At 68.8% G+C, this 23,017-nt stretch carries 17 protein-coding genes; 6 read left to right on the forward strand and 11 right to left on the reverse strand.

The genetic code is table 11. The annotated features are described in order from the left end of the window. From B9Y82_RS19965 to B9Y82_RS19980, 4 genes are all read right to left on the reverse strand, one after another. Positions 1 to 387, reverse strand: coding sequence for a BlaI/MecI/CopY family transcriptional regulator (locus B9Y82_RS19965; RefSeq protein WP_014035478.1), 387 nt, complete (start codon positions 385 to 387; stop codon positions 1 to 3). Positions 388 to 753: 366 nt separating this feature from the next. Then, positions 754 to 1,569: a hypothetical protein gene (locus tag B9Y82_RS19970; RefSeq protein ID WP_100475053.1), complete on the reverse strand. Its 816-nt coding sequence runs from the start codon at positions 1,567 to 1,569 to the stop codon at positions 754 to 756. After that, on the reverse strand, positions 1,570 to 2,979 hold the full coding sequence (locus B9Y82_RS19975) for an XVIPCD domain-containing protein (protein WP_100475054.1): 1,410 nt from the start codon (positions 2,977 to 2,979) through the stop codon (positions 1,570 to 1,572). It abuts the gene before it with no gap. A gap of 116 nt (positions 2,980 to 3,095) precedes the next feature. Beyond that, positions 3,096 to 4,202 (reverse strand): SDR family oxidoreductase, encoded by a 1,107-nt coding sequence (locus B9Y82_RS19980; RefSeq protein ID WP_100475055.1) that lies wholly within the window; start codon positions 4,200 to 4,202, stop codon positions 3,096 to 3,098. 195 nt (positions 4,203 to 4,397) lie between these two features. Here B9Y82_RS19980 and B9Y82_RS19985 point away from each other — a divergent pair, with 195 nt between their 5' ends. Continuing rightward, complete coding sequence (locus B9Y82_RS19985) at positions 4,398 to 4,706, forward strand: hypothetical protein (RefSeq protein WP_100475056.1); 309 nt, start codon at positions 4,398 to 4,400, stop codon at positions 4,704 to 4,706. On the opposite strand, the gene B9Y82_RS19990 is transcribed toward B9Y82_RS19985, so the two are convergent. Continuing rightward, the gene (locus B9Y82_RS19990; RefSeq protein ID WP_100475057.1) at positions 4,684 to 5,739 is read right to left on the reverse strand and encodes a DNA topoisomerase IB; all 1,056 of its coding nucleotides are present in this window, start codon (positions 5,737 to 5,739) and stop codon (positions 4,684 to 4,686) included. The two genes, B9Y82_RS19985 and B9Y82_RS19990, sit on opposite strands and share 23 nt — an antisense overlap. Positions 5,740 to 5,850: 111 nt before the next feature. Here B9Y82_RS19990 and B9Y82_RS19995 point away from each other — a divergent pair, with 111 nt between their 5' ends. From B9Y82_RS19995 to B9Y82_RS20005, 3 genes are all read left to right on the forward strand, one after another. After that, complete coding sequence (locus tag B9Y82_RS19995; protein ID WP_100475292.1) at positions 5,851 to 6,240, forward strand: I78 family peptidase inhibitor; 390 nt, start codon at positions 5,851 to 5,853, stop codon at positions 6,238 to 6,240. 174 nt (positions 6,241 to 6,414) lie between these two features. Next, positions 6,415 to 10,869, forward strand: coding sequence for a glutamate synthase large subunit (gene gltB, locus B9Y82_RS20000; protein WP_100475058.1), 4,455 nt, complete (start codon positions 6,415 to 6,417; stop codon positions 10,867 to 10,869). A 61-nt stretch (positions 10,870 to 10,930) separates the two neighbouring features. Beyond that, on the forward strand, positions 10,931 to 12,376 hold the full coding sequence (locus B9Y82_RS20005) for an FAD-dependent oxidoreductase (protein ID WP_100475059.1): 1,446 nt from the start codon (positions 10,931 to 10,933) through the stop codon (positions 12,374 to 12,376). Here B9Y82_RS20005 and B9Y82_RS20010 read toward each other — a convergent pair. Beyond that, on the reverse strand, positions 12,362 to 14,770 hold the full coding sequence (locus B9Y82_RS20010) for an ATP-binding protein (protein ID WP_100475060.1): 2,409 nt from the start codon (positions 14,768 to 14,770) through the stop codon (positions 12,362 to 12,364). The genes B9Y82_RS20005 and B9Y82_RS20010 overlap by 15 nt on opposite strands. A 167-nt stretch (positions 14,771 to 14,937) precedes the next feature. Here B9Y82_RS20010 and B9Y82_RS20015 point away from each other — a divergent pair, with 167 nt between their 5' ends. Further along, the gene (locus B9Y82_RS20015; protein WP_100475061.1) at positions 14,938 to 15,804 is read left to right on the forward strand and encodes a methylglyoxal synthase; all 867 of its coding nucleotides are present in this window, start codon (positions 14,938 to 14,940) and stop codon (positions 15,802 to 15,804) included. Between the two features lie 408 nt (positions 15,805 to 16,212). Here the strand turns inward: B9Y82_RS20015 and B9Y82_RS20020 are convergent, their stop codons facing one another. From B9Y82_RS20020 to ttcA, 3 genes are read right to left on the reverse strand one after another with little or no spacing between them, the layout of a single operon-like run. Continuing rightward, a complete protein-coding gene (locus B9Y82_RS20020) occupies positions 16,213 to 16,992 on the reverse strand; it encodes a M48 family metallopeptidase (protein ID WP_100475062.1) in 780 nt (259 codons plus the stop codon). Between the two features lie 59 nt (positions 16,993 to 17,051). Continuing rightward, a complete protein-coding gene (locus B9Y82_RS20025) occupies positions 17,052 to 17,957 on the reverse strand; it encodes a recombination-associated protein RdgC (RefSeq protein ID WP_005411825.1) in 906 nt (301 codons plus the stop codon). Positions 17,958 to 17,993: 36 nt separating this feature from the next. Further along, on the reverse strand, positions 17,994 to 18,914 hold the full coding sequence (gene ttcA, locus B9Y82_RS20030; RefSeq protein ID WP_202908139.1) for a tRNA 2-thiocytidine(32) synthetase TtcA: 921 nt from the start codon (positions 18,912 to 18,914) through the stop codon (positions 17,994 to 17,996). A 92-nt stretch (positions 18,915 to 19,006) separates the two neighbouring features. Between ttcA and B9Y82_RS20035 the strand changes: the two genes are divergently transcribed. Beyond that, a complete protein-coding gene (locus B9Y82_RS20035; protein WP_100475064.1) occupies positions 19,007 to 19,210 on the forward strand; it encodes a YdcH family protein in 204 nt (67 codons plus the stop codon). 121 nt (positions 19,211 to 19,331) lie between these two features. Here B9Y82_RS20035 and plsB read toward each other — a convergent pair whose 3' ends face one another. After that, positions 19,332 to 21,968, reverse strand: coding sequence for a glycerol-3-phosphate 1-O-acyltransferase PlsB (gene plsB, locus B9Y82_RS20040; RefSeq protein WP_100475065.1), 2,637 nt, complete (start codon positions 21,966 to 21,968; stop codon positions 19,332 to 19,334). Continuing rightward, positions 21,968 to 22,921, reverse strand: a complete 954-nt coding sequence (locus tag B9Y82_RS20045; protein ID WP_100475066.1) for a hypothetical protein — start codon at positions 22,919 to 22,921, stop codon at positions 21,968 to 21,970. Before B9Y82_RS20045 ends, plsB begins: the two co-directional genes overlap by 1 nt. Positions 22,922 to 23,017 lie beyond the last annotated feature (96 nt).

Here is a 23,017-nt window from a genome sequence, read left to right on the forward strand (position 1 = left end):
TCAGCCCTCGTGGCGGCGCGATTGGAGCTGGGCGACCAGCGCTTCCAGCTCGGCCAGCTCGTTGTCGCTGACCTGCTGGCGCTGCGACAGGTAGGCCACGAACGGCGACACCGAGCCCTGCAGGGTGTTGTCGACGAACTGCGCCACGGCACCCTGCAGCACGCTCTCCGGGCCACGCGTGGCCTGATAGCGGTAGACACCGTCCTGCTGCTGGCGCTGAAGATACCCCTTCGCCCGCAGCCGCTCCATCATCGTCAGCACGGTGGAGCGGGCCAGGCCACGGGCCTCCCCATAGCCACTGGCGACTTCGCCGACCGTGGCCGGCGCATGTTCATCGATGTACTGCAGCAGGGCCAGTTCCTGGTCCCCGATCGTCTTGCCACGCATGACACCACTCCCTTGACTACACGTGTCGCCACTGTCGGCTTGACGACAGCTGTAGTCAACCCCCCGGAAGTCATGGGCCGACGAACGGTAGGCCCCCCGCGCACTCACGCCTTTGATGCATCGCGCTGCAATCGGGCATTTCCTGCTACGGACGCTGCCTCGCCACCGGGCAGTTCAGCAGCACGCGCCAGGCGCGCATCACCTTCGGCGGGAGCCATGGCCTGATCCCGGTTGTAGGTGACGACGTACGGCGTCGCCCCTCGCACCAGCGAGGTGGCCTGCGGCGCATGTGGAGCGCAGAGCGCCTGGCCGATGGGCACGCGGGCCTGCTTGTCGCCGGTATCGGCGATGCATGCGCGCGATGCCTCAACGCCCAGTCACGAACGGGTCGCCCTTGCATGGCAGCAACGGACTGTCATCGCACGGCCACAGGGCGGCGGGCACTGTCTTTGCCACCTCGAAGTGATCCCGGTTCCAGTGCAGGAAGCCGCCATGGACGGCATTGCCATGGTCGAAGGTGCGCGCATCCCCTGCCAGCGGCTGCTCGGGATCGGCCTCGGCCACCCAACGCAGCACCGGCACCTTGTCCAGAACTCCGATGAAGGCGAACAGATCACCTGCGCCCTTGCCGTGGTAGGCCGCCATCGTCGCCGCGTCGGGCAGTCCGGCCTGGGCCAGCAGTGATGCAGTGACATCCTGCAGCGGTGCGGTTCCCTGCGCGACGTAGGCGCGCATGCCCGCGGTGGTTGCCGGGCAGTCCTGCAACTGCACCAGATAGCCGGTGGCGCCGGCGCTGCCGGCAAAGGAGCGGAGCCAGTACCGGAAGTGCGGCCCACCGCGATCGGTGACCATGACATCCTGCTGGCCGCCCTGCCCGGGAATGGAGAACACCTGCACGTCGCCAGCGCCTTCCACGTTGCACTTCAGTTGCGTCAGCACCCGCTTGGCCGCTTCCGGCAATGCGCGGTAATGGCCGCCGGGGTGGGCGCTGCCCGAGGCTCCCGGCAACGCAGGCAATCCGCGTTCGGTGGGCACTGCCTGCGTGGGCAGGGCCTCCGTTTTCGGCGCCGGCTTGGCAGTCGGTGCTGCCGGCGTGGCGCGCTCTCCGGCGGGCGCGCAGGCGCTGCAGGCCAGCAGCAGCATCAACGAAACGCTCGGCATCAGGTGCGGACGGCCCCTCATTCAACGCCCTCCCATCGCCGGTGCTTCCTGCGGCTGTGCGGGCGCCGCCGCGGGTACCCCGTGCTCGCGTGATTGCTGCTGCAGCTGGCGCAGGCTGGTTTCCACCGCAGTCTCGCGCACCTCGGCCGCATCGACCCCTGCACGCAGCGCCGCGGGGTCGCCCGGGCGGCCTTGTACCAGGAACAGCGTCTCGCCCGCGGCACGGCCCGCGCTGGGGTTGCTGGCCACAATCTGGTCAACCTGGGTGATGCCCGCAGCCTTCGCTTCACGCAGCATCACCAGGCTGTAGGCATCAGCGTGTTCGGCATAGCGCCCACCCAAGGCCTGCAGGCGCGTGCTGATCTGCTGCTGCAGGGCATGATCGCGATGTTGGGGTTGGCGAGGATCGTCATTGGCCGCAAGCGGCGTGTCCTGTCCCAACCCGCGCGCCTGTCCCGGTACAACCGAGGTCAGCACGTACTGCCAACGGTTCTGCCCGGGCGTGCCGCGCACCGTCGACACGAAGTCATCGTACTCGCCGCCACCGATGGTCTGGCAGCCCGCCGAATCGGTGTTGGATCGGCTGCCGCGATGGATCTTGAAGGTGTCGTTGAGGTCCTGCACGCCCTGAGTATCACGCGCATCGAACCAGCCGTCGCCATTGCTGTCGCGCTCCACCCGGCCGGCGCCCGCCGTGATCGCGTCCTGCGAAGGACGCAGCGCGAACTCATCGGGATGGCCGTTGCGCGGATGGGTGGTCGCGCGCATCTCGGTGGTGCCTTCGCCCAGTCGCCCCAGGTCCTTGACCCGGTCGCCGTTGACGTCCTCACCCTCGGTCTTGGTGCGTGGCGCCACGTTGCCGAAGCCCGGGCTGCGCGGCGTGGTCTTGGCATGACCATCGTACTGGGCGGTCGGCTCGGTCGTGGCCTGGTTGAACTCGCGCACATGGCCGTGACCCTGCGCATCCTTCCACAGCACCACGATGCGGTCGTCGTAGACACCGCGCCCGCGCGCGTCGGTCGTGCGGTTCTCGTCGCGCAATCCCAGCACCACGCGGTCCTGGGTTGCCATTGCATCGTTCGCCGCGGCGTTGCCGCGCTGGGCCACGATGCTGCCATACACGTCGTACTGCTGGGCCTGGCTCAGGCCCGCAGTCTCCGCAGCATCGGGCATCCGCGGCGGCCGCGCCGCCTCGCGCAGGCGATCCAGCATCGGGCCGACCGTGGCGGCATCCGCGCCGCCGCCGCTGCGTCGCAACGCCTCGAGTTCGGTGGCAGCACGCGTCGAGATGTAGCGATCCAGCGATTCCTGCACTACCACGCTCTGGCCGTCGTGCAGTGCCTCCAGGCGGGCGGCGGCACCGCGCGCGTCGTGCTGCCGCAACAGGGCAACGACTTCATTGGCCGCCGCGTTGATATCCATCTCGGGCATGGTCGGTCCTTGAACGTGATCATTGGAAGGTCAGCCTACCCCAGCGCCCCGGCGGGCCTTTTGACACACCGCACACCCTTGTTGCCACGCCGCATTCAAGCAGATCGCGCCCTGGCTCAGCCCCGTGGCCCGCCCATCACCGGCAGGATCACCCCACTGATGTAACTGGCACAGACCGGCGAGGCCAGGAACACATACGCCGGCGACAGCTCTTCGGGCTGTGCAGGCCGGCCCATGTCGCTGTCCTTGCCGAACTCGGCGACGTCCTCGGCCTGCTTGTCGGCCGGGTTCAGCGGCGTCCACACTGGCCCCGGTGCCACGCAGTTGACCCGGATGCCGCGTGGCAGCAGCTGGCTGGCCAGCGCCTTGGTGAATGCATGGATGGCGCCCTTGGTGGCCGAGTAGTCGATCAGCGCCTTGCTGCCGAAGATGCCGGTTTCCGAACCGGTGTTGATGATGCTGGCGCCCTCGCCCAGATGCGGCAGTACCGCGCGCGCCATCTGGATGTACCCACCGATGTTGGTCTGCAGGGTCTCCTGCAGGTGCGCGTCTTCCAGGTCTTCCAGCCGTTCGCAATGCAGCTGGAACGCAGCGTTGTTGACCAGGATGTCGATGCCGCCGAAGGCCTTGGCCACCTGCTTCACCGCCTTGTTGCAGAAGCGTGGGTCGCGCACGTCGCCAGCGATCACCACGCAGCGGCCGCCTTCGCGCTCCACGTGCTGGCGGGTGATGTCCGCGTCTTCGGCCTCGTCCAGGTGCAGCACTGCCACATCGGCGCCTTCGCGTGCGAACAGCACCGCCACCGCACGGCCAATGCCGGAATCGCCACCGGTGACGATCGCGCGCATGCCCTGCAGCTTGCCGCTGCCGGCGTAGTCCGGTGCAAGGAAACGCGGCGCCAGCTCCAGTTCGTGCTCATGCCCGGGCTTGGCCAGCTGCTGCGCCGGCATCGCTTCCGGTTGCCGGCGTGCACCGGCCTGGGTCGCGGTCTTCCTTGTGGCCTTTTTCGCTGCACGCACGTCCTTGGCTTTTTCCTGGTCCTGCAGGCGCCGCTGCCGGGCCGCAACGCGGGCGGCACGGGGATCGCTGGCCGCCGCCTTGCGGGTTGCGGTCTTCACCACACGCGGGCGAGCGGAGTCGGCAGCGGTCTTCGCCGCGGTGCTGCCTTTGCGCACCTTGGGCGAGGCCTTGCGGCGGGCGGGGGTCTTCTTGCTGGTGGCCATGCAGGTCTCCTCGGGAGGGAAAGGGGCTGCCGGCCAGCGGCCGGCACTACCGGGGGCGGCGCATGCCGCTCCTTCAGTGTCTCCACCCAGGCTGTCGGCGGCGGTGAGCGCACCGTGTCCACGATGTGCACGGTATTCATTCCGCCACCACGCGCGCCGTCGCACGCTGCACCCAACCCCACAAGGAACGCCTCCATGAAACATGCCATCGCCACCGCCGCCGTCTGTCTCGCCCTCGCCGCCTGCAGCAGCACGCCGATGGCCCAGGTGCAGCCGATCGACGGCGTGATCTCCGGCCAGTGCCACAGCGACATGGTGCGCGGCGCAGTCGGCCTGGCTGCCTCGGACGCCACCGTGGCCCGCGCACGCGTGGACAGCGACAGCCTGCAGGTACGGGTACTGCGCCACGACGGTCCGCGGGTGCCGCCGGCCAGCGAAGGCGGCGACCGCCTGACCATCGAAAAGGGCCGCACCAACAACATCACCGCGATCTACTGCGGCTGAGCCTGCGCGCCCTGCGCAGCACGCGCAGGGTGGCCTGTTCCCACTGGCGCGGCCCGCGCAGGCCGGCCAGCTTCGCCAGTTCGCCGCGCTCCCAGCCGGCGAACACGCACGGGTCGATGTAGGCCTTGCGGCACACCGCCGGGGTATTTCCCAACAGCGACGCCACCTCGCACACCACCGCGCGCTGCGCCTGGGCCAGGGCGCGCTGGCTGGCCGGTTCCGGCAGCTCAGTAGCCGCGAACGCCTGCACCGCCGCCACGGTCCCGCCCCAGGTGCGGAAGTCCTTGGCGGTGAAGTCCTCGCCCATCACCTCACGCAGGTAGTCGTTCACCGCGCCGGAGTCGACCGGCTGCAGCGCACCGTCGTCATCGCGATACTGGAACAGCGCCTGCCCGGGCAGCTGCTGCAGGCGCCGCACCAGCATCCCCAGCCTGCGATCGCCTACGGTCACCTCCTGCAGCTGCCCGGACTTGCCGCGGAAGCGCATGCGTACCCGGCCACCGCGCAGCAGTTCCAGGTGACGGTTGCGCAGTGTGGTCAGTCCGAACGAACGGTTCTGCTGGGCGTAGGTTTCATTGCCCACCCGCACCAGCGTGTCCGCCAGCAGCGCGACCACCATGGCCAGCACCTTCTCCTGCGGAAACCCGGGTCGTTTGAGATCCCGTGACAACCGCCGCCGCAACGTAGGCAGGGCCTCGCCAAACGCAATGATGCGGTCGAACTTGCCGGCGTCGCGCTCCTTCGCCCAATCGGCGTGGTAGCGGTACTGCTTGCGCCCGCGGGCATCGCGGCCGGTAGCCTGCAGGTGGCCGTTGGCGTGGGCACAGATCCACACCGCGGTGTAGGCCGGTGGGATTGCCAGCGCGCGGATCCGCTGCAGGGTCGCGGCATCGCGAACCGCGTGGCCATCGGCATCGCGGTAGCTGAAACCCTTGCCGGCGCGGCGGCGGCTGATGCCCGGTTGAGTGTCGTCGACATAGCGCAGGCCCGCAGCGCGCGCGGCCTGTCGTTCGGGGGTGGAGGGGGTTGGCATGCGCGCAGTGTCGCTGCCGTGCTGCCGCGATCCTGTCGATAACACAAGACAAACACGTGAGGATCGGTTCGCCGCTATGCTCGGGTTTTCACAATCCCTTCCGGAGTCATGATGTCGTTCCCGATTCGCGCCCGTTCGCTCTCCGCCCTGCTGCTGCCGGCCGTGCTGGCCCTGACCGCCTGCCAGGCGCCGGCGCTGGATGAACAGGATTCGGCCACGGCCCGCGCCCAGCAGGCCGCCGAGGCAGCCAAGGCGCCGGCCGACGAAGCCGGCAAGGCCACCGAGGCACCGCCGGTCGGCACCTGCGATGCCAGCCAGGTGCAGAGCCTGGTCGGCCAGGCCTACGCCGACGCACTGGGCAAGCAGGCGCAGGAAGATGCCGGTGCCCACCAGCTGCGTGTCCTGAAGCCCAATGACGTCGCCACGATGGAGTTCCTCGGCGACCGCCTGAACATCGAAGTGGACGACAAGGGCCTGGTCAGCGGCGTGCGCTGCGGCTGAGTTCGATCCCGCGCCGGCACAGGGGTGCCGGCGCGTTCTGTTGCACCTGCAACCGTGTATTGCGGCGCTGCAGCAACCTGTGATCTAGTCGAGGCATCCGGTGGCCTCACGATGCGCTCCAGGGATTGGGCGGGGACGAGTGTCGCCGCCAACCCTATACGCATCGAGGTAGAGATGGCCCCCCGCAACCGCCAAGGGCTTTACGACCCGCGCTCCGAGCGCGATGCCTGTGGATTTGGCATGGTCGCCCAGCTCGACGATCAACCTTCGCGCCTGTTGGTTGATACCGCCATCGCCGCGCTTTCGCGCATGACCCACCGTGGCGGTGTCGCCGCCGATGGCCTGACCGGCGATGGCTGCGGCCTGCTGCTGCGCCGCCCCGATGCCTTCCTGAAACTGCTGGCCAGCGAAGCCGGCATCACCATCGCCGCGCGCTTCGCCGCCGGCCTGGTGTTTCTGCCGCACGACGCCGAGGCCGCCGACGCCTGCCGCATGCAGCTGCAGGCGCAGGTGGAAGCAGTCGGCTGCAAGGTCGCCGGCTGGCGCGAAGTACCGACCGACGACAGCGTCTGCGGCCAGCTGGCGCGCGATACCCTGCCGCGCATCGAGCAGGTATTCGTCGATGCCGGCGTCGGCCAGGATGATGCCGGCTTCGCGCTGGCGCTGTTCCTGGCGCGCCGCCGCAGCGAACAGCAGCTGCGCGCGCACGCCGATTTCTACGTGACCACCCTCACGCCGGATGCGATCAGCTACAAGGGCATGGTGCTGCCGGACAAGCTCAGCCGCTTCTATCCGGACCTGCAGCGGCGCGAACTGGCCTCCAGCGCGATCGTGTTCCACCAGCGCTTCTCCACCAACACGCTGCCGCGCTGGCCGCTGGCCCACCCGTTCCGGATGCTTGCCCACAACGGCGAGATCAACACCATTGAAGGCAACCGGCGTTGGGCACAGGCGCGCAGCAAGGTCTGGAAGACGCCGCGTTTCGACATCGCCGAATTCGATCCGGTGATCTCCATGCACGGTTCGGACTCGCAGAGCCTGGACAACATGCTGGAGCTGATGGTCGCCGGGGGCATGGAGCTGATCCAGGCGCTGCGCATCCTGGTGCCGCCGGCGACCCAGTCGCTGGAGTTCAAGGATCCGGACCTGGCCGCGTTCTACGAATTCCACGGCCTCAACAGCGAGCCGTGGGATGGGCCGGCCGGCATCGTCGCCTGCGACAGCCGCTACGCCGTTTGTACCCTCGACCGCAATGGCCTGCGCCCGGCGCGCTGGATGCTGACCGCCGACCGCCACTTCCTGGTCGCCTCCGAAGCCGGTGTGTGGGAAGTGCCGACCGAGCGCGTGGTGCGCAAGGGCAAGCTCGGCCCCGGCGAAATGGTGGCCATCGATCTCAAGCGCGGCGACCTGCTCGACTCCGATGCGGTGGACCGCATCAACCGTGGCCGCGCGCCGTACAAGCAATGGCTGCAACAGGGCGTGACCTACCTGCAGACCGAACTGATCGACCCTTCGCTGGTGGAAGAGCCGTTCGACGAAGGCACCCTGCGCAGCTACCACAAGCTGTACCAGCTCAGCAGCGAGGAAGTGGAACAGGTGCTGCGGCCGCTGGCCGAGACCGAGCAGGAAGCCACCGGCTCGATGGGCGACGACACGCCGATGGCGGTGCTCAGCCAGCGCAGCCGTCCGCTGTACGACTACTTCCGCCAGGCCTTCGCGCAGGTCACCAACCCGCCGATCGACCCGCTGCGCGAAGACTGCGCGATGTCACTGTCCACACAGCTCGGCAAGGAGACCAACATCTTCCATGCCGGCCCGGAGACGGTGAACCACGTCATCCTCAATTCGCCGGTGCTGAGCCAGCGCAAGCTGCGCCAGCTGCTGAAGATGGACCAGTACGTGCAGGCCAACCGCCTGCTCGACCTGTCCTACAGCGAAGGCGAGGGCCTGCGCGCCGGCATCGAGCGCATCTGCGCCGAGGCCGAACAGGCCGCGCGCGATGGCATGGTGATGCTGCTGCTGTCCGACCGCTACCCGGTGGCCGGGCGGCCGATGGTGCATGCCCTGCTCGCCACCAGCGCCATCCACCACCACCTCTCGCGGCTGGGGCTGCGCTGCGACGTGAATCTCATCGTCGAGACCGGCACCGCACGCGACCCGCACCACATGGCCTGCCTGCTCGGCTTCGGCGCCACGGCGGTGTATCCGTACCTGGCCTACCAGACCCTGTTCGACCTTGGCCGCCGCGGCATCCTCAAGCTCAGCAAGGGCGGTGAGCAGTCGCAGATCGGTCGCCGCTACCGCAAGGGCGTCTACAAGGGACTGTCGAAGATCATCTCGAAGATGGGCATCTGTACCGTGGCCAGCTACCGCGGCGCGCAGCTGTTCGAGATCATCGGCCTGGAACCGGAGGTCGTGGACCTGTGCTTCCCGGATACCGCCTCGCGCATCGGCGGCGCCGGTTTCGCGCGCCTGGATGCCGACGCGCGCGAGCTGTGCGCGCAGGCATGGGACGCGCAGCAGGACGTGGATGTCGGTGGCCTGCTGAAGTACGTGCACGGCGGCGAGTACCACATGTACAACCCGGACGTGGTCACCACCCTGCAGCGCGCAGCACGCAGCGGCGATCCGCGCGCCTGGCAGCAGTACTGCGATGCGGTGCATGCGCGCCCGCCGTCGGCGCTGCGCGACCTGCTGGAACTGGTGCCGGCCGCCACGCCCACGCCGCTCGATGAGGTGGCACCGGCCAGCGAACTGTTCCCGCGCTTCGATACCGCGGCGATCAGCCTGGGGGCACTGTCACCTGAGGCGCACGAGGCGCTGGCGATTGCGATGAATCGCCTGGGTGGCCGCAGCAATTCCGGCGAAGGCGGCGAAGATCCCGCACGCTACGGCACCGCCAAGCGCAGCAAGATCAAGCAGGTGGCCTCGGGCCGCTTCGGCGTCACCGCCGAATACCTGGTCAATGCCGAGGTGCTGCAGATCAAGGTCGCGCAGGGCGCCAAGCCCGGCGAAGGCGGCCAGCTGCCCGGGCACAAGGTCAACGAGCTGATCGCGCGGCTGCGCTACGCGCGCCCGGGCATCGGCCTGATCTCGCCGCCGCCGCACCACGACATCTATTCGATTGAAGACCTGGCGCAGCTGATCTACGACCTGAAGCAGGTCAACCCGACCGCGCTGGTGTCGGTGAAGCTGGTCAGCCATGCCGGCGTCGGTACGATCGCCGCGGGTGTGGTCAAGGCCGGTGCGGACCTGATCACCATCTCCGGCCATGACGGCGGCACCGGTGCGTCGCCGGTCAGCTCGATCCGCTATGCCGGCGTGCCGTGGGAGCTGGGCGTGGCCGAGGCGCACCAGGCGCTGCTGGCCAACGACCTGCGCGGGCGTACCCTGCTGCAGACCGATGGCGGCCTGAAGACCGGCCTGGACGTGGTCAAGGCCGCGTTGCTGGGCGCGGACAGCTTCGGCTTCGGCACCGCGCCGATGATCGTGCTGGGCTGCAAGTACCTGCGCATCTGCCATCTCAACAACTGTGCCACCGGCGTGGCCACCCAGGACGAGCGCCTGCGCGAGAACCACTTCACCGGCCAGCCCGAGCGCGTGGAGAACTTCTTCCGCCTGCTTGCCGAGGAAGTGCGTGGCTGGCTGTCGTACCTGGGCGCGCGTTCGCTGGACGAGATCGTCGGCCGTACCGACCTGCTGCGGCAGATCGACGCCGCGCCGCGCGACGGCGTGCGCGTGGACCTGTCGCGCCTGCTGGCCGATGCCCGCTACGAAGGCAGCCACTGCGCGGCGCAGCGCCTGTACGAATCGCCGGACAGCCTGGCCACGCAGATGGACGGCCTCTTGGCCCCGGCCATCGAGCACAAGCGTGGCGGCGAGCATCGCTTCCTGATCCACAACACCGACCGCAGCATCGGTACCCGCCTGGCCGGTGCGGTGGCGCGCGCTCATGGCAACCAGGGCATGGCCGAAGCGCCGCTGGAACTGCGCTTCCGCGGCAGCGCCGGGCAGAGCTTCGGTGCGTTCAACGTCGGTGGCCTGCACCTGGAAGTGGAAGGCGAAGCCAACGACTACGTCGGCAAGGGCATGGCCGGGGGCCGGCTGGTGGTGCGGCCGCCGCGCGGCGCGCGCTTCGAGGCGCGCAGCACCGCCATCATCGGCAACACCTGCCTGTACGGCGCCACCGGCGGTGAACTGTTCGCTGCCGGTCGTGCCGGCGAGCGCTTCGCGGTGCGCAATTCCGGCGCGCTGGCGGTGATCGAAGGGGCCGGTGACCACTGCTGCGAGTACATGACCGATGGCGTGGTACTGGTGCTGGGCAAGGTCGGCCTGAACTTCGGCGCCGGTTTCACCGGCGGCCTGGCCTACGTGCTGGACGTGGACCGCGATTTCGTCGACCGCTACAACCACGAGCTGATCGACATCCATCGCGTGTCCGCCGAAGGCTTCGAGAACTACCGCCAGCACCTGCACCGCCTGATCGGCCGCCATCGCGAACTGACCGGCAGCATCTGGGCGCAGCAGATCCTGGACGAGTTCCGCGATTACATCGGCAAGTTCTGGCTGGTCAAACCCAAGGCCGCCAGCATCGAGTCGCTGACCGAGACCCTGCGCCGCGCTGCGTGATGTTTTCCGGTTGTGCCGGCCGCTGGCCGGCAACGTTCCCCCTCGCATTCCAGAGCCCGCCATGAGCCGCAAGCACGCCTTCCAGTTCCTCGACCTGCCCCGCACCATGCCGCAGCGCATCCCGGTGGAACTGCGCACGTCCGGCGATTGGGGCGAGCTGTACGGAAAGTTCGGCAAGGAAGATGCCCAGTACCAGGCCGGTCGCTGCCTGGATTGCGGCAACCCGTACTGCAGCTGGAAGTGCCCGGTGCACAACGCCATTCCGCAGTGGCTGCAGCTGGTGCAGGAGAACCGCATCCACGAAGCGGCCACGCTGTGCCACAGCACCAACCCGCTGCCGGAGGTGTGCGGCCGGGTCTGCCCGCAGGATCGCCTGTGCGAGGGCAGCTGCACGCTGGAAGAGTTCGGTGCGGTCACCATCGGGGCGGTGGAGAAGTACATCGTCGATACCGCGCTGGCCAGCGGCTGGCGTCCAGACCTGGCTGCGGTGCAGCCGACCGGCCACAGCGTGGCGGTGATTGGCGCCGGCCCCGCCGGCCTGGCCTGCGCCGATCGCCTGGCGCGGGCCGGCATCGCCGCGGTGGTCTATGACCGCTATGAGCAGATCGGCGGCCTGCTGCAGTTCGGCATCCCCAGCTTCAAGCTGGACAAGGACGTGATCCATCGCCGCCGCGAGGTACTGGAGGGCATGGGCGTGCAGTTCCGCCTCGGCGTGGAGATCGGGCGCGATACCAGCGTGCAGCAGCTGCTGGAGATCCATGATGCGGTGTTCGTCGGCACCGGCGCCTACCGCTACACCGATGGTGGCCTCGACGGCCAGGACCTGAAGGGCGTGCTGCCGGCACTGCCGTTCCTGGTGCAGAACAGCCGCATCGTCGGCGGCGATGACCCGAAGGGCCGGCCGATTGCCGGCTGGGAAGATACCATCGCCCTGCCCGACCTCAACGGCAAGCGCGTGGTGGTGCTCGGAGGCGGCGATACCGGCATGGACTGCGTGCGCAGCGCCGTGCGCCTGGGCGCGGCCAAGGTCACCTGTGCCTATCGCCGCGACGAGGCCAACATGCCCGGCAGCGCGCGCGAGGTGGCCAATGCGCGCGAAGAAGGCGTGCGCTTCCTGTTCAACCGCCAGCCGCTGTCGATCGAAGCCGGTGCCGATGACGAAGTGATCGGCGTGACGGTGGTCGAAACCCGCCTGGGCGAGCCCGATGCCAACGGCCGCCAGAACGCGGTGCCGATCGAAGGCAGTGAATCGCTGCTGGAGGCGGACGTGGTGATCATTGCCTTCGGCTTCTCGCCGAGCGTGCCGGCGTGGCTGGCCGAACTGGGCGTGGAAGGCCAGTCCAATGGCCGCATCGTCGCCGGTGGCAAGGACCGCCTGCCGTTCCAGACCGCGCATCCGCGCCTGTTCGCCGGTGGCGACGCGGTACGCGGTGCCGACCTGGTGGTGACCGCCGTGGCCGAGGGCCGCGATGCCGCTGCCAGCATCGTCCGCCTATTGGCGCACTGAGTCCGGCAACAGCAGCATTTCAAGGATCGCGCGCAGTTCGCGCGCCTCCACCGGCTTGGCCAGGAAATGGTCGATGCCCGCATCACGGCAGGCCTCGCGCGTGCGCTCCAGCACGCTGGCGGTCAACGCGATGATCGGGACCTGCGCACGGATGGCGCAGGCATCGCCGCGGATCGCGCGTGCCAGCGCGAAGCCGTCCATGTGCGGCATATGGCAGTCGGTGATCACCAGATCGAAGGGCTGCACCTGCCACGCCTCCCAAGCCTGCCGCCCATCGCCACAGGCATGCACCTGCAGCCCCAGTTCGCACAGGCGTTGTTCCAGCAACTGCAGGTTGGTCGGATGGTCTTCGACAACCAGCACCCGCGCCGGCGGCAGCAGTCGTGGCGCGGCCGTCGCGAGCACCGGTACCGCCGCCGGTGCCGCACAGGCCGCCAGGGCCAGCTCCAGCCATACGGTGGTGCCCTTGCCCGGTGCGCTGCGCAGGTGCAGCTGCCCCCCCATCGATGCCGCCAGCTCGCGGCAGATCGACAGTCCCAGCCCGCTGCCACCGAAGCGGCGCGTGGTCGAGGTCTCGGCCTGTTCGTAGGCGGCGAACACTGCCTGCTGCCGCTCCACGCTGATGCCCACGCCCGTATCGGTCACCTGCAGGCGCAACTGCTGGCCGCCATCGCGCTGCTGCAGCACATGGACCTGCAGCACCACGCTTCCCTGCAGGGTGAACTTGAGTGCATTGCCGGCCAGGTTGAACAGGACCTGCCGCAGGCGCAGCCCATCGGCCAGCGACCACGGCTGCAGCGCCGGGTCGATCTCGCTGTGCAGGTTCAGGCCGCGGCTGGCCGCGACGGGCATCAACAGCTGCTGCACCGCACGCACCAGCGCCGCCAGGTCGGTCGGCCGCAGCTGCAGCGGCGCGGGCTGCAGGCGCTGGCTGTGCAGCACATCGTCGAGGATCTGCCGCAGCATCTGTGCCGCGTCACCCACCGTGGTCAGCACCTGCCGCTGGCCCGCGTCCACGTTGCTGCCCGCCAGCCGCTCCAGCATGCCCAGCAGGGTGCTCATCGGCGTGCGGATCTGGTGGCTCATGGTCGCCAGGAAGTGGCTCTTGGCCAGCGCCGCCTGCTCGGCCGCGCGGCGTGCCTCGGCCAGCGCCGCTGCACGCGCCTGTGCTTCGCTGACATCCATCCAGTAGCCGCTCCACTCCACGCTGCTGTCATCGCACTGCAGCGGCCGTCCCTGCGAACGGACCCAGCGCCAGCCCTGCGCCGACCGGGTGCGGAAGGTAACGTCGATCGGACCGCGCACCAGCGCGGCAGCTTCGATGCACGCCATCACCCGGCTGCGATCGTCGGCATGTACCGCGGCCAGCAGCTGCAGATGGTCGATCCGCGCGGTCTCCACGCCCACCCCGAACAGCGCCTGCACGTCGCCGGCGATCTGCGCCAGGCTGTAATGGCCGGTTGCCGAACGGCGGGCCTGGTAGACCACCGCCGGCAGGTTCGCGGTGACGTCGTGCAGCCGCTGCTCCAGCACGCGGCGGCGCACGCTCTCGCGGTGCACGCGCCAGTAGCCGAAGGCATGCAGCAGAAAGAGCGCGAGCAGGATCAGCGACGCCGGCACCAGCCAGCGCAGTGCCGACCCGGTGGGCCGCGCGCGTGGCAGGTCCGGCAGCCAGGTGCTGCGGTTCGATGCGCGGTGCGCATCGCCCTCCTGCAGCAGCTGCCGGTCGAAAGCGGCCACCACTTCGGCACAGGCCGGCACAGCCGCGAGTACCAGCGCATCGCCGAAGCCCGCGGGTGCCGCGATCACCAGGGAGTCGCCGGGCTCTGCGCGGAGCGCGGCTTCCACTTCAGCGAGATTGGCGACCACGGCGTCGACCACCCCGGCGCGCAGCAGTGACAGCGCGTGGTCCAGCGGCGCAGGTGCCAGCAGCTGCGCCCCCGGGGCCTGCTCGGCCAGCAATGCGCCCAGCGGCACCCTGTCCGGACTGGCCACGCTGCGGCCACGCAGGCCCTCCAGCCCCAGCACGGCAGCGGCGCCCTCACGCCGCACGATCACCTGTGGCACCTCCAGGTAGGCCCTGCTGGCCACCCAGTCGGGCGGCAGCTGCGCTCGCGGCCAGCCCAGCAGCACCTGGGTGCCGGCCGGCAGCGAGCCCTCGGTGAGCACCGCAGCGGGCAGCGGCTTGGCATGCGGCGGCGACGGCGTGCCCAACAGCGGCAGGTAACCTGCGGCCAGTCCCGCAACCTCGCCCTGCAGGCTGTATGACAACGGCGCCCGATCGGAGCGCCATGCCACCTGCAAGGGGCTCGTACAGCCGGATGCAGCCGCGATGCCGGGCAGCGACAGCAATGCCATGACAGCGGCGGCGGCGCGGCGGCCGGCGACATTCACGGTAGACGTCCTCATATCGCGGGCAGGAACCACGGCCGCGCAGCGGTACCGCTGCCAGCCACGCTAGCGAGGCAGTCCCCCGCGACAATGAGAAAAATTTGAAAAGCATCCGCACCGGCGAATGCCGACATACACTGCCGCTTCTACCTGCCCCAACGGAGCGCTCGATGCGTATCGGCCTGGCCGCCAACCGTCTCCATCACCACGATGCGCGCGCCGCGCTGTTCCGTTGGCTGCGTGCCAGCGAGGCAGGCCTGCGCGAGCTGGGGGTGTCATTGCATGCGGTCGGGCGCACCCACGATGCGATCGAACGGCAGGGCTTCCTGGCCGGCTACGGTGGCCTGCACCGGTATCCCTATGGCCGCGAGGGCGGCCTGATGAAACTGGTGGCCGAGGTGGTCGGCATGGGGCCGGAGCGGACACTGGATGGTGCGATCTACCTGATCGACCCTGTCGATCCGTCCTCGGTGTTTCCGGAAGCGACCGCGCTCAAGCGGCAGTGCGTGATCCACGGCAAGCCGTTCATTTCCACCGTGGCCACCGCTCGCGACTGGATCGAGGTGGAGCGCATCCACGCCGGGCTCGCTGCCGATGCCGGTGCCGACGACCTGCATGCCTTCCAGGCACAGACGCTGGCGCTGATCGCGCATGATGCGATGAAGCCGGCAATGCTGGCCTTCGCCGATGAACACTTCGATGTGCTGGCCCGGTTTGGCCAACGCGTTGCGACGGGCACCACCGGCCAGCGCTTGAACGAGCTGGCCTGGAGCCGTGGTTGGCCCAGCGATACGCCGTGGGTGACGCGTTACCAGAGTGGCCCGATGGGCGGCGATGCACAGATTGCCGACCGGGTGCTGGAGGGGCGCTGCCAGCGCGCGATCTTCTTCGAGGACCCGCATGTGGCACGCCAGCACGAGGCCGATATCCAGCTGCTGGAGCGCGCGGTGACGACGGTGACCGACCAGGCGGTGTGCATCACGGCGCCGCGGGTGGCGGCGCGCTGGGCGGCGGCGGCGGCGTTGCGGGCGGGGTGAGGGTTTCGGCCAACGGCTGAGCCCCTCGTGGTGGGTCGTTCAAATCAGAAGCCGTGCTCGGCCGGGCGGGGTGGATTGCGCAGGGGTCGCTGCAAGTACGTCCTTGTAGGCTCGGTCGCCGCATCCATGCGGCTCACGCCCCTGCGCAACCCACCCCGCCCGGCCACGGACAGTTTCCGGTGTGCCCACCACGGAAGAAAGAAAGAAGAGCAGGAGCGAAAGCGAGTCGCGCGCTGCGCGCGCTCTGCGGCGCGCTCCCATTCCGCGGAGTTGTTGTTCTTCACTGTGTAGCGTCGAGCTTGCTCGACTGCTCAGCACACGCTCTGGAGTGAAGCCCCTTCTGTTGAAGGGGTGCGCCGAAGGCGGGGGTAGAGGAAGAATGCGTGGGCAACTGCTGTAGCGCTGGCGCTACAGCAGTTGCCGGAGCATAGCTTTCAAGCGTCGGCCTTCGAGCTGGAAGTAATCGCGCTGTTCGCGCCAGGCGGGGAAGCGTTGTTCCACTTCCTGCCAGAACGCGGGCGAATGATTCGGCTGGATCAGGTGGCAGAGTTCGTGCACCAGCACGTACTCGAATGCTTCAGGGCGCCCCAGCACCAGTGCCAGGTCCAGTGCCATGCTGCCGTCGGGGGCCAACGAGCCCCACTGCGAGGACATCACCTTCAGCCGCAGGCGGCTGGGTGCACGTGGCAGGGTGGGCAGGTATTTCGGCAGCCAGCGGCCGACATCGGCACGGGTCTGTGCTTCGTAGAACTCGCGCAGCAGGCGGCGCAGGGTGGCATCGCCGGCACGGGTCGGCCACTGCACGCAGGCGCCCCGCGCGTCGATCTCCAACCGCGCATAGCGGCCTTCCTGCCAGCGCAACGGCAGCAGTTCGCCGCGCAGTGGCAGTACGCCGTCCTCGCCGGGCTGCAGCGGGGCCGGCAGGCCCTGGCTCTGGTACTGGCGCAGCTGCAGCGCCAACCAGTCGCGGTGCTGTTCCAGGAAACGCTCGCCCATCACCAGGCTGGCCCGCGGCGGCAGGGTCAAGCGTGCACCGCGTTCGTCCACGCTCAGCTTGATCCGGCGTGCACGCGGATCACGCACGCGCAGCACCTCGATCTCGGCATCCTCCAGGCGCAGGCGAACGGTGTCGCGCTGCACGGTGGCGGGCGGGGTCGGCGAGATCAGGCGGCGCAGCAGACGGCTCATGCGCCCAGCATAGCGCTGGTTCGAGCCGCCGGATGACCGGCGGCGCACGGGGTGCCTGTTCAGTCAGCCTTGCTGAGCTTGAAGGCTTCTTCCAGCAACAGGAACAGGCGGCGGATCTCGGCGCTCTGCAGCGCGAAGCGGGCGTCGAACTCGGCGCGGCGGCCGTCTTCGTCGGCATGCTCCAGCTGGTCCAGCGCGCCATCGAGGAACTTCAGCTTGCGCACGATCAGGTCGTCGCCGATCACGAACGACAGGTTGTCCTCGAAGATCAGCGCCAGCTTGGTCACCTGCTTGCCGGCGTCCAGGTGCTTGTCGATCTCGTCGCAGCGCAGTTCCTGGTGCTGGCACTTGACGACTGCGCCGCCTTCCACCGGATCCTTCATCTCGCACTCTTCGCCCAAGCTCAGCCCGGTCGGCAGCGGCTCGCCGGCGATCCAGCCGGTCAGGATCGAGCGCGGCGCGACTTCGGCGTTCAGCGGCATTGCCGGGAAGCTGCCAAGCAGGCCGCGGATGTCGGACATGAAGTACTCGCCGGTCTTGCGGCTGGAGGTATCCACCGCGACGTAGCCGTGCTGCAGGTCGATGAAGGCGTCATTGCGCGATGACTTCACGAAGGCGCGCGGCAGCAGTTCATGCAGCAGGTCGTCCTTCATGCGCTTGCGCTCGCGGCCACCCGGGCGACGGCCTTCCTTCTCCTCGATCTCCTCCAGCTTGCGCTCGAGCAGGTCATTGACCACCGCCGCCGGCAGGATCTTGTCCTCGCCGCCCACGGTCAGCCACAGGTGTTCGGCGATGCGGTGGGAGAGCAGTTCCTTCTCCTCGCGGCCGAACGGCGAGATGAAGCCGCGCGAATTCATTTCCAGCGCGCCGACCGGCTTCAGCAGGGCGTGCGGCAGCAGGGTGTCGACTTCGGAAAAATCGGTGGTGGTCGGGAAACGGAAGAACGTCAGGTTGCGAAAGAACATGGAATTCCGGATGGCAAAGGGGAAGGGCGACCGACCTTAAACGGTGGGCGTCTCGGGATCTGCGTCGGCGTCGGCCGTGGAGCCGGCCAGCCAGGCATGGGCATCGGGCAGCGGCGCGTCGTCGCGACGGCCCAGCGCCATGAAGTCGAACAGGGTGGTGTCGGCCAGCTGCGAGGGCCGGACTTCGCCCATGGCACGCGCGATCTGCTCGATGCGGCCCGGGTGGTCCTTTTCCCACTGCTTCAGCATCAGGCCGACCTGGCGGCGCTGCAGGTTCTCCTGGCTGCCGCACAGGTTGCAGGGAATGATCGGGAACTGGCGAGCCTGCGCGTAGTCGACGATGTCGCTCTCGCGCACGTAGGCCAGCGGCCGGATCACCACATGCTTGCCGTCATCGCTGCGCAGCTTCGGCGGCATGCCCGACAGCTTGGCGTGGTGGAACAGGTTCATGAAGAAGGTGGCCACCATGTCGTCGCGGTGGTGGCCCAGCGCGATCTTGGTGAAGCCATGGGCTTCGGCGTAGTTGTACAGCGCGCCACGACGCAGGCGCGAGCACAGTGAACACATGGTCTTGCCTTCCGGAATGACCCGGCTGACCACCGAATAGGTGTCCTGCTCGATGATGTGGTACGGCGCGCCCAGCCCGGCCAGGTACGCCGGCAGCACGTGCTCGGGGAAGTCCGGCTGCTTCTGGTCCAGGTTCACCGCCACCAGCTCGAACGGCACCGGCGCCTTCTTCTGCAGCTGCAGCAGCACGTCCAGCAGGGTGTAGCTGTCCTTGCCGCCGGACAGGCAGACCATGACCTTGTCGCCGGCTTCGATCATGCCGAAGTCGGCAATCGCCTCGCCAACCTGGCGGCGCAGGCGCTTGGCCAGCTTGTGCTGCTCGCGCTCGGCCACGCGCGGATCACGGGCGACGCGCGGCTGGGGATCGGGAAGGGAAATCACGGCACTCATGGGTTCCATTCTAACGGCTCGGAGCCGGCCCCGGCCGGGGGCGGGGATTCCCCTCTCCCGGCGGTCATCATCGCTGTGTATGCTCGGAGGCTGTGGACACCTACAGCCCCGCCGAGATCGCCGAGCACCTCGCCGCCCTGCGCGCCGAGCACCGCCTGCTGGATGAACAGATCACCCGCATGGCCGCCAACGGCGAGGACGAGCTGGAGTCCAAGCGCCTGAAGCGGCGCAAGCTGCAGCTGAAGGACTGCATCGCCAGGCTGGAGAGCCTGCAGATTCCCGACGAACCGGCCTGACCGACGGCCCATCCATGGGGGTGCCAACCTGGGTTGGCACGGGTGGAAGGGGTGCGGAACAAGGTCCACACCTCCCCACAGGGTTTCCACCCGCCGAGCCGGGCCTGGCCCAGCGCTGCCGTCAATCCTGCGGCGCAGGCTCGTCCGGGCGAGCCGCTTCCGGGCTGACCCGCTCGATGGTGTGGCGCAGCTCGCGGCCCAGGATGAACTTGGCATCCTTGGCCCAGGCATCCAGGCGTTCGTCGAACAGCAGCTTGCTGTTTTCATCCGGCCACACCAGGCGCAGTTCGCGCAGCTTCTGGATGAAGCCGCGGAACAGGGCGCGATCGAAGAACTCCGGCGCCGCCGGTGCGTACAGCAGGCTCAACCGCTGCGCGGCCTGCTGGCACAGGCTTTCCAGCTCGGCGGCGCCGAGCACGCCGGGGCCGTTCTTCACCAGCACCGAAATGGCGATGTAGTAGCGCTCGAACGCCTGCTGCAGCGAATGGCCGATCGCACGCAGGCGGAACACCTCGTCGGTCTGCCCCGTATTGCGCGTCAGGATGCCGCCGTCGTCATCGTTGACGTTCTGCAGCAGGCCCTCGCGCACGAACACATCGATGGTCTGGTCGATGCGCTGGGCGAACTCGTCCTCGCTCCACGGCAGGAACAGCTCGGCCTGCAGGAACGGGTACACCGTGCGGCCCAGCTGGACCAGGCCGGTGCGGCTCATGCGGCGGTTGTTCTGGAAGCAGCAGGCTACCCACGACGAGGCGGTGAACAGGTGCAGCACATTGTTGCGGAAGTAGCTCAGCAGCACCGCGGTGTCGCCGCTGACGCTGAGCACATCGCCCAGCGGATGCTTGATGCGGGTGAGGACGTTGATTTCCTCGGCATGGGCGATGATCCGCTCCGGCGAGTGCGGGGTCACCGTCACCCGGTCCGAGTACGGCATCTCGACCAGCAGGGTCTTGCACAGTTCGATCTGCGCGATCAGGTCGGCCTCACCCATCGCATGCTTTGGCGTGGACAGCAGGGCCAGCGCCAGCAGGTTGATCGGGTTGACGTCGGCGGCGCCGTTGATGCGCACCTGGATGCGTTCGGCCAGCGTATCCACCGTGGTCGACAGCCAGGCCGGCTTCTCATCCTCGGACACCGCCTCGCCCTTCCACTCCGGCGCCTTCTCGGCCAGCACGTCGTTCAGCGCAATCGGCTCGCCGAAGTTCACCACCACCTGGCCGTAGTTCTGCTTGAGCACCTTGGGGATGCCCCACAGCAACGACCAGATCGATTCCTTTTCCTTCGGCCGGCCGGACAGTTCGTCCAGGTAGCTGCCACCTTCCATCAGCTTCTCGTAGCCGATGTAGACGGGCTGGAACAGCACCGGCTTGCGCGGCTGGCGCAGGAATGCGCGCAGCGTCATCGAGATCATGCCGCCCTTGGGCTGCAGCAGGCGGCCGGTACGCGAGCGGCCGCCTTCGACGAAGTACTCCAGCGAGTAGCCACCGGCCACCAGCTGCGCGACGTATTCGCTGAGCACCGCCGAGTACAGCGCGTTGCCACGGATCGAGCGGCGGATGAAGAACGCACCGCCCTTGCGCAGCAGGGTGCCGACCACCGGCAGGTTCAGGTTGATGCCGGCCACGATGTGCGGCGGCACGATGCCACGGTCGTACAGCAGGTAGGACAGCAGCAGGTAGTCCATGTGGCTGCGGTGGCTGGGCACGTAGACCACTTCGTGGCCCGGCGCGGCGGCCTTGAACTTGTCCAGGTGATGCACCAGCACGCCCGCATAGATGCGGTTCCACACGTGGCTGAGCATGAAGCTGGCCGAGCGCACCACCGGGCTGGAATAGTCCGCGGCGATTTCCCAGGCGTAGGCGTGCGCCTTCTTCCAGGCATCGGCCGGCTTCGAGTTGTCGCGCTTGGCCTGTGCGGCAATGGCTTCGCGTACCGGCTCGGCGGCCAGCACCTGGTCCACCAGCAGGCGCCGGGTCGACAGGTCGGGGCCGATCACCGATTCACGGATGCGGCGGAAGTGCGTACGCAGCACGCGCTGCAGCTTGCGTACCGTGCGTTCCGGCTCCAGGCCTTCGTCCACGGTGCTGCGCAGCGAGATCGGCGGGGCGAAGCGGACGATGGTGCTGCGGCCGTTGAGCAACACCGCCAGCAGGCGGCGGAAGCGGCCGACCAGTGCCCAGTTTTCCGAGAACAGCACCGCGAACCAACCGCTCTGCTTGTCCGGTGCGCGACCGACGAAGATCGACACCGGCACCAGGTGCACGTCCAGGTCATCGCGCACGCGGTGTGCCTGCAGGACCTTGGCCAGCGAATCGGAGTGGGTCTTCGCGCCGCGCTGTTCGGGAATCAGCGAATTGCTGGAGCTGCGCCGCGACAGGGCCAGGTAGGCGCGCTTGCGGCCGGTCGGGTCACCGGCCAGCGGCACCAGCGGCGACGGCAGGCCGGCCTGGCGGCAGGCCTTGTCCAGGATCAGCGCGTTGGACAGGCCGTAGTCTTCCAGCACGTACATGACCGGGCGGCCATCGTTGTACTGGCCCGGGTCTTCCGGTTCGATCTTCAGCGACAGCCACGGCTCGACCAGGCGGCCGAGCAGGCGCGCCCACAGCGGGCGGCGACCGGCCGGACGCGCGTGCGCGGGTGGCGGTACCGGGTTCGGGCCGGTACCGGTCGAGGGGGACGCCGGCACCGTATCGGCGGGCGTCGACTGGGATTCTTCGCCGGGGAACGGCAGCGGGTTCTGTTTCGACATCGGCGCCATTATGGCTTAGGCGGCGGCGTTGCCGCTTCCCCACCCTCGGCGGGGGCTTGCGCCGGTGCCGGCGACGCAGCAGCGCGGGCCGCGTCAGCCTTGCGCAGCAACGCGTCGGTGTCGGCCAGGGTACGGGTCAGGTACCAGTGGCCCTCGCGCCGGCTCAGTGGCAGCTGCAGGGTCATCTCGCGCCCGGCCAGGTCGTAGTGCAGGCGTACCAGCGCATTGTCGCCCTCCACCGAGAGCAGCTCGCCCCGCACGCTGCGCAGCGCGTCGTCCACGGCCAGCCCGTAGCTGCCCAGCACCGCCTTGAGAGTGTGGATGAACGGCGCCAGCTGCTGCAGGCTGCCTTCCATGCCCGCGGCCTGCAGGCCTGCCTCGTCATCGAAGCCGACCTTGCCGGCCGCGCCGACCAGCGCGGCGATGGTGCTGCGCGCGCGGGCGCGGTCACTGATCGGCGCGCCCTGCGCCCACCCGGCGAGGGTTTCGACCAGGGCGATGTAATGGGCCTGCTGGCCGGGGGTGTAGCCCTTCTGATGGCGCAGGTACTGCACGCCGAAGTTGCCCATCGACTGCGCAGCCTGGCGCACAGCGCTGGCCTGGCCGGCCAGCTGGCGGTCGAAGCTGCGCTGCAGTTCGGCGCTGGCATCGGGCTTGCGCAGCGCGGCCAGCATCGGCAGCAGCTGGTCCCCCAGCGGCAGCTCGGTCAGCGGCCACTGGCTGTGGCCCTCGGCCCAGGCCTGTTGCAGGCGCTGGTACTGGCCCGGCGGTACCGACAGCTTTGCGTAGCCGACCAGATCATCTTCGGCCAGGCGCAACGCCATCGCCTGCACCGCAGCCACCGGCTCGGCCGCCGGGCTGGCCGGATCGTTGGCAGACTCGCGGCACGCCGCCACGGCCAGCAGCAGCATGGCCACCAGCCCCCATCCACGCGCAGACCTTCCTCGCACCGCCACGCTCATGCAATCGGACTCCCCGGACCGGCCCGCATCTTGCGGCCTGCGACGTGACAGCGGCAAGCCGCGCGGTCACGGTTTTCGGCCAAGGGGGTCAGATCC

Source organism: Stenotrophomonas maltophilia (assembly GCF_002799155.1).
Taxonomy (GTDB): Bacteria; Pseudomonadota; Gammaproteobacteria; order Xanthomonadales; family Xanthomonadaceae; genus Stenotrophomonas; species Stenotrophomonas maltophilia_R.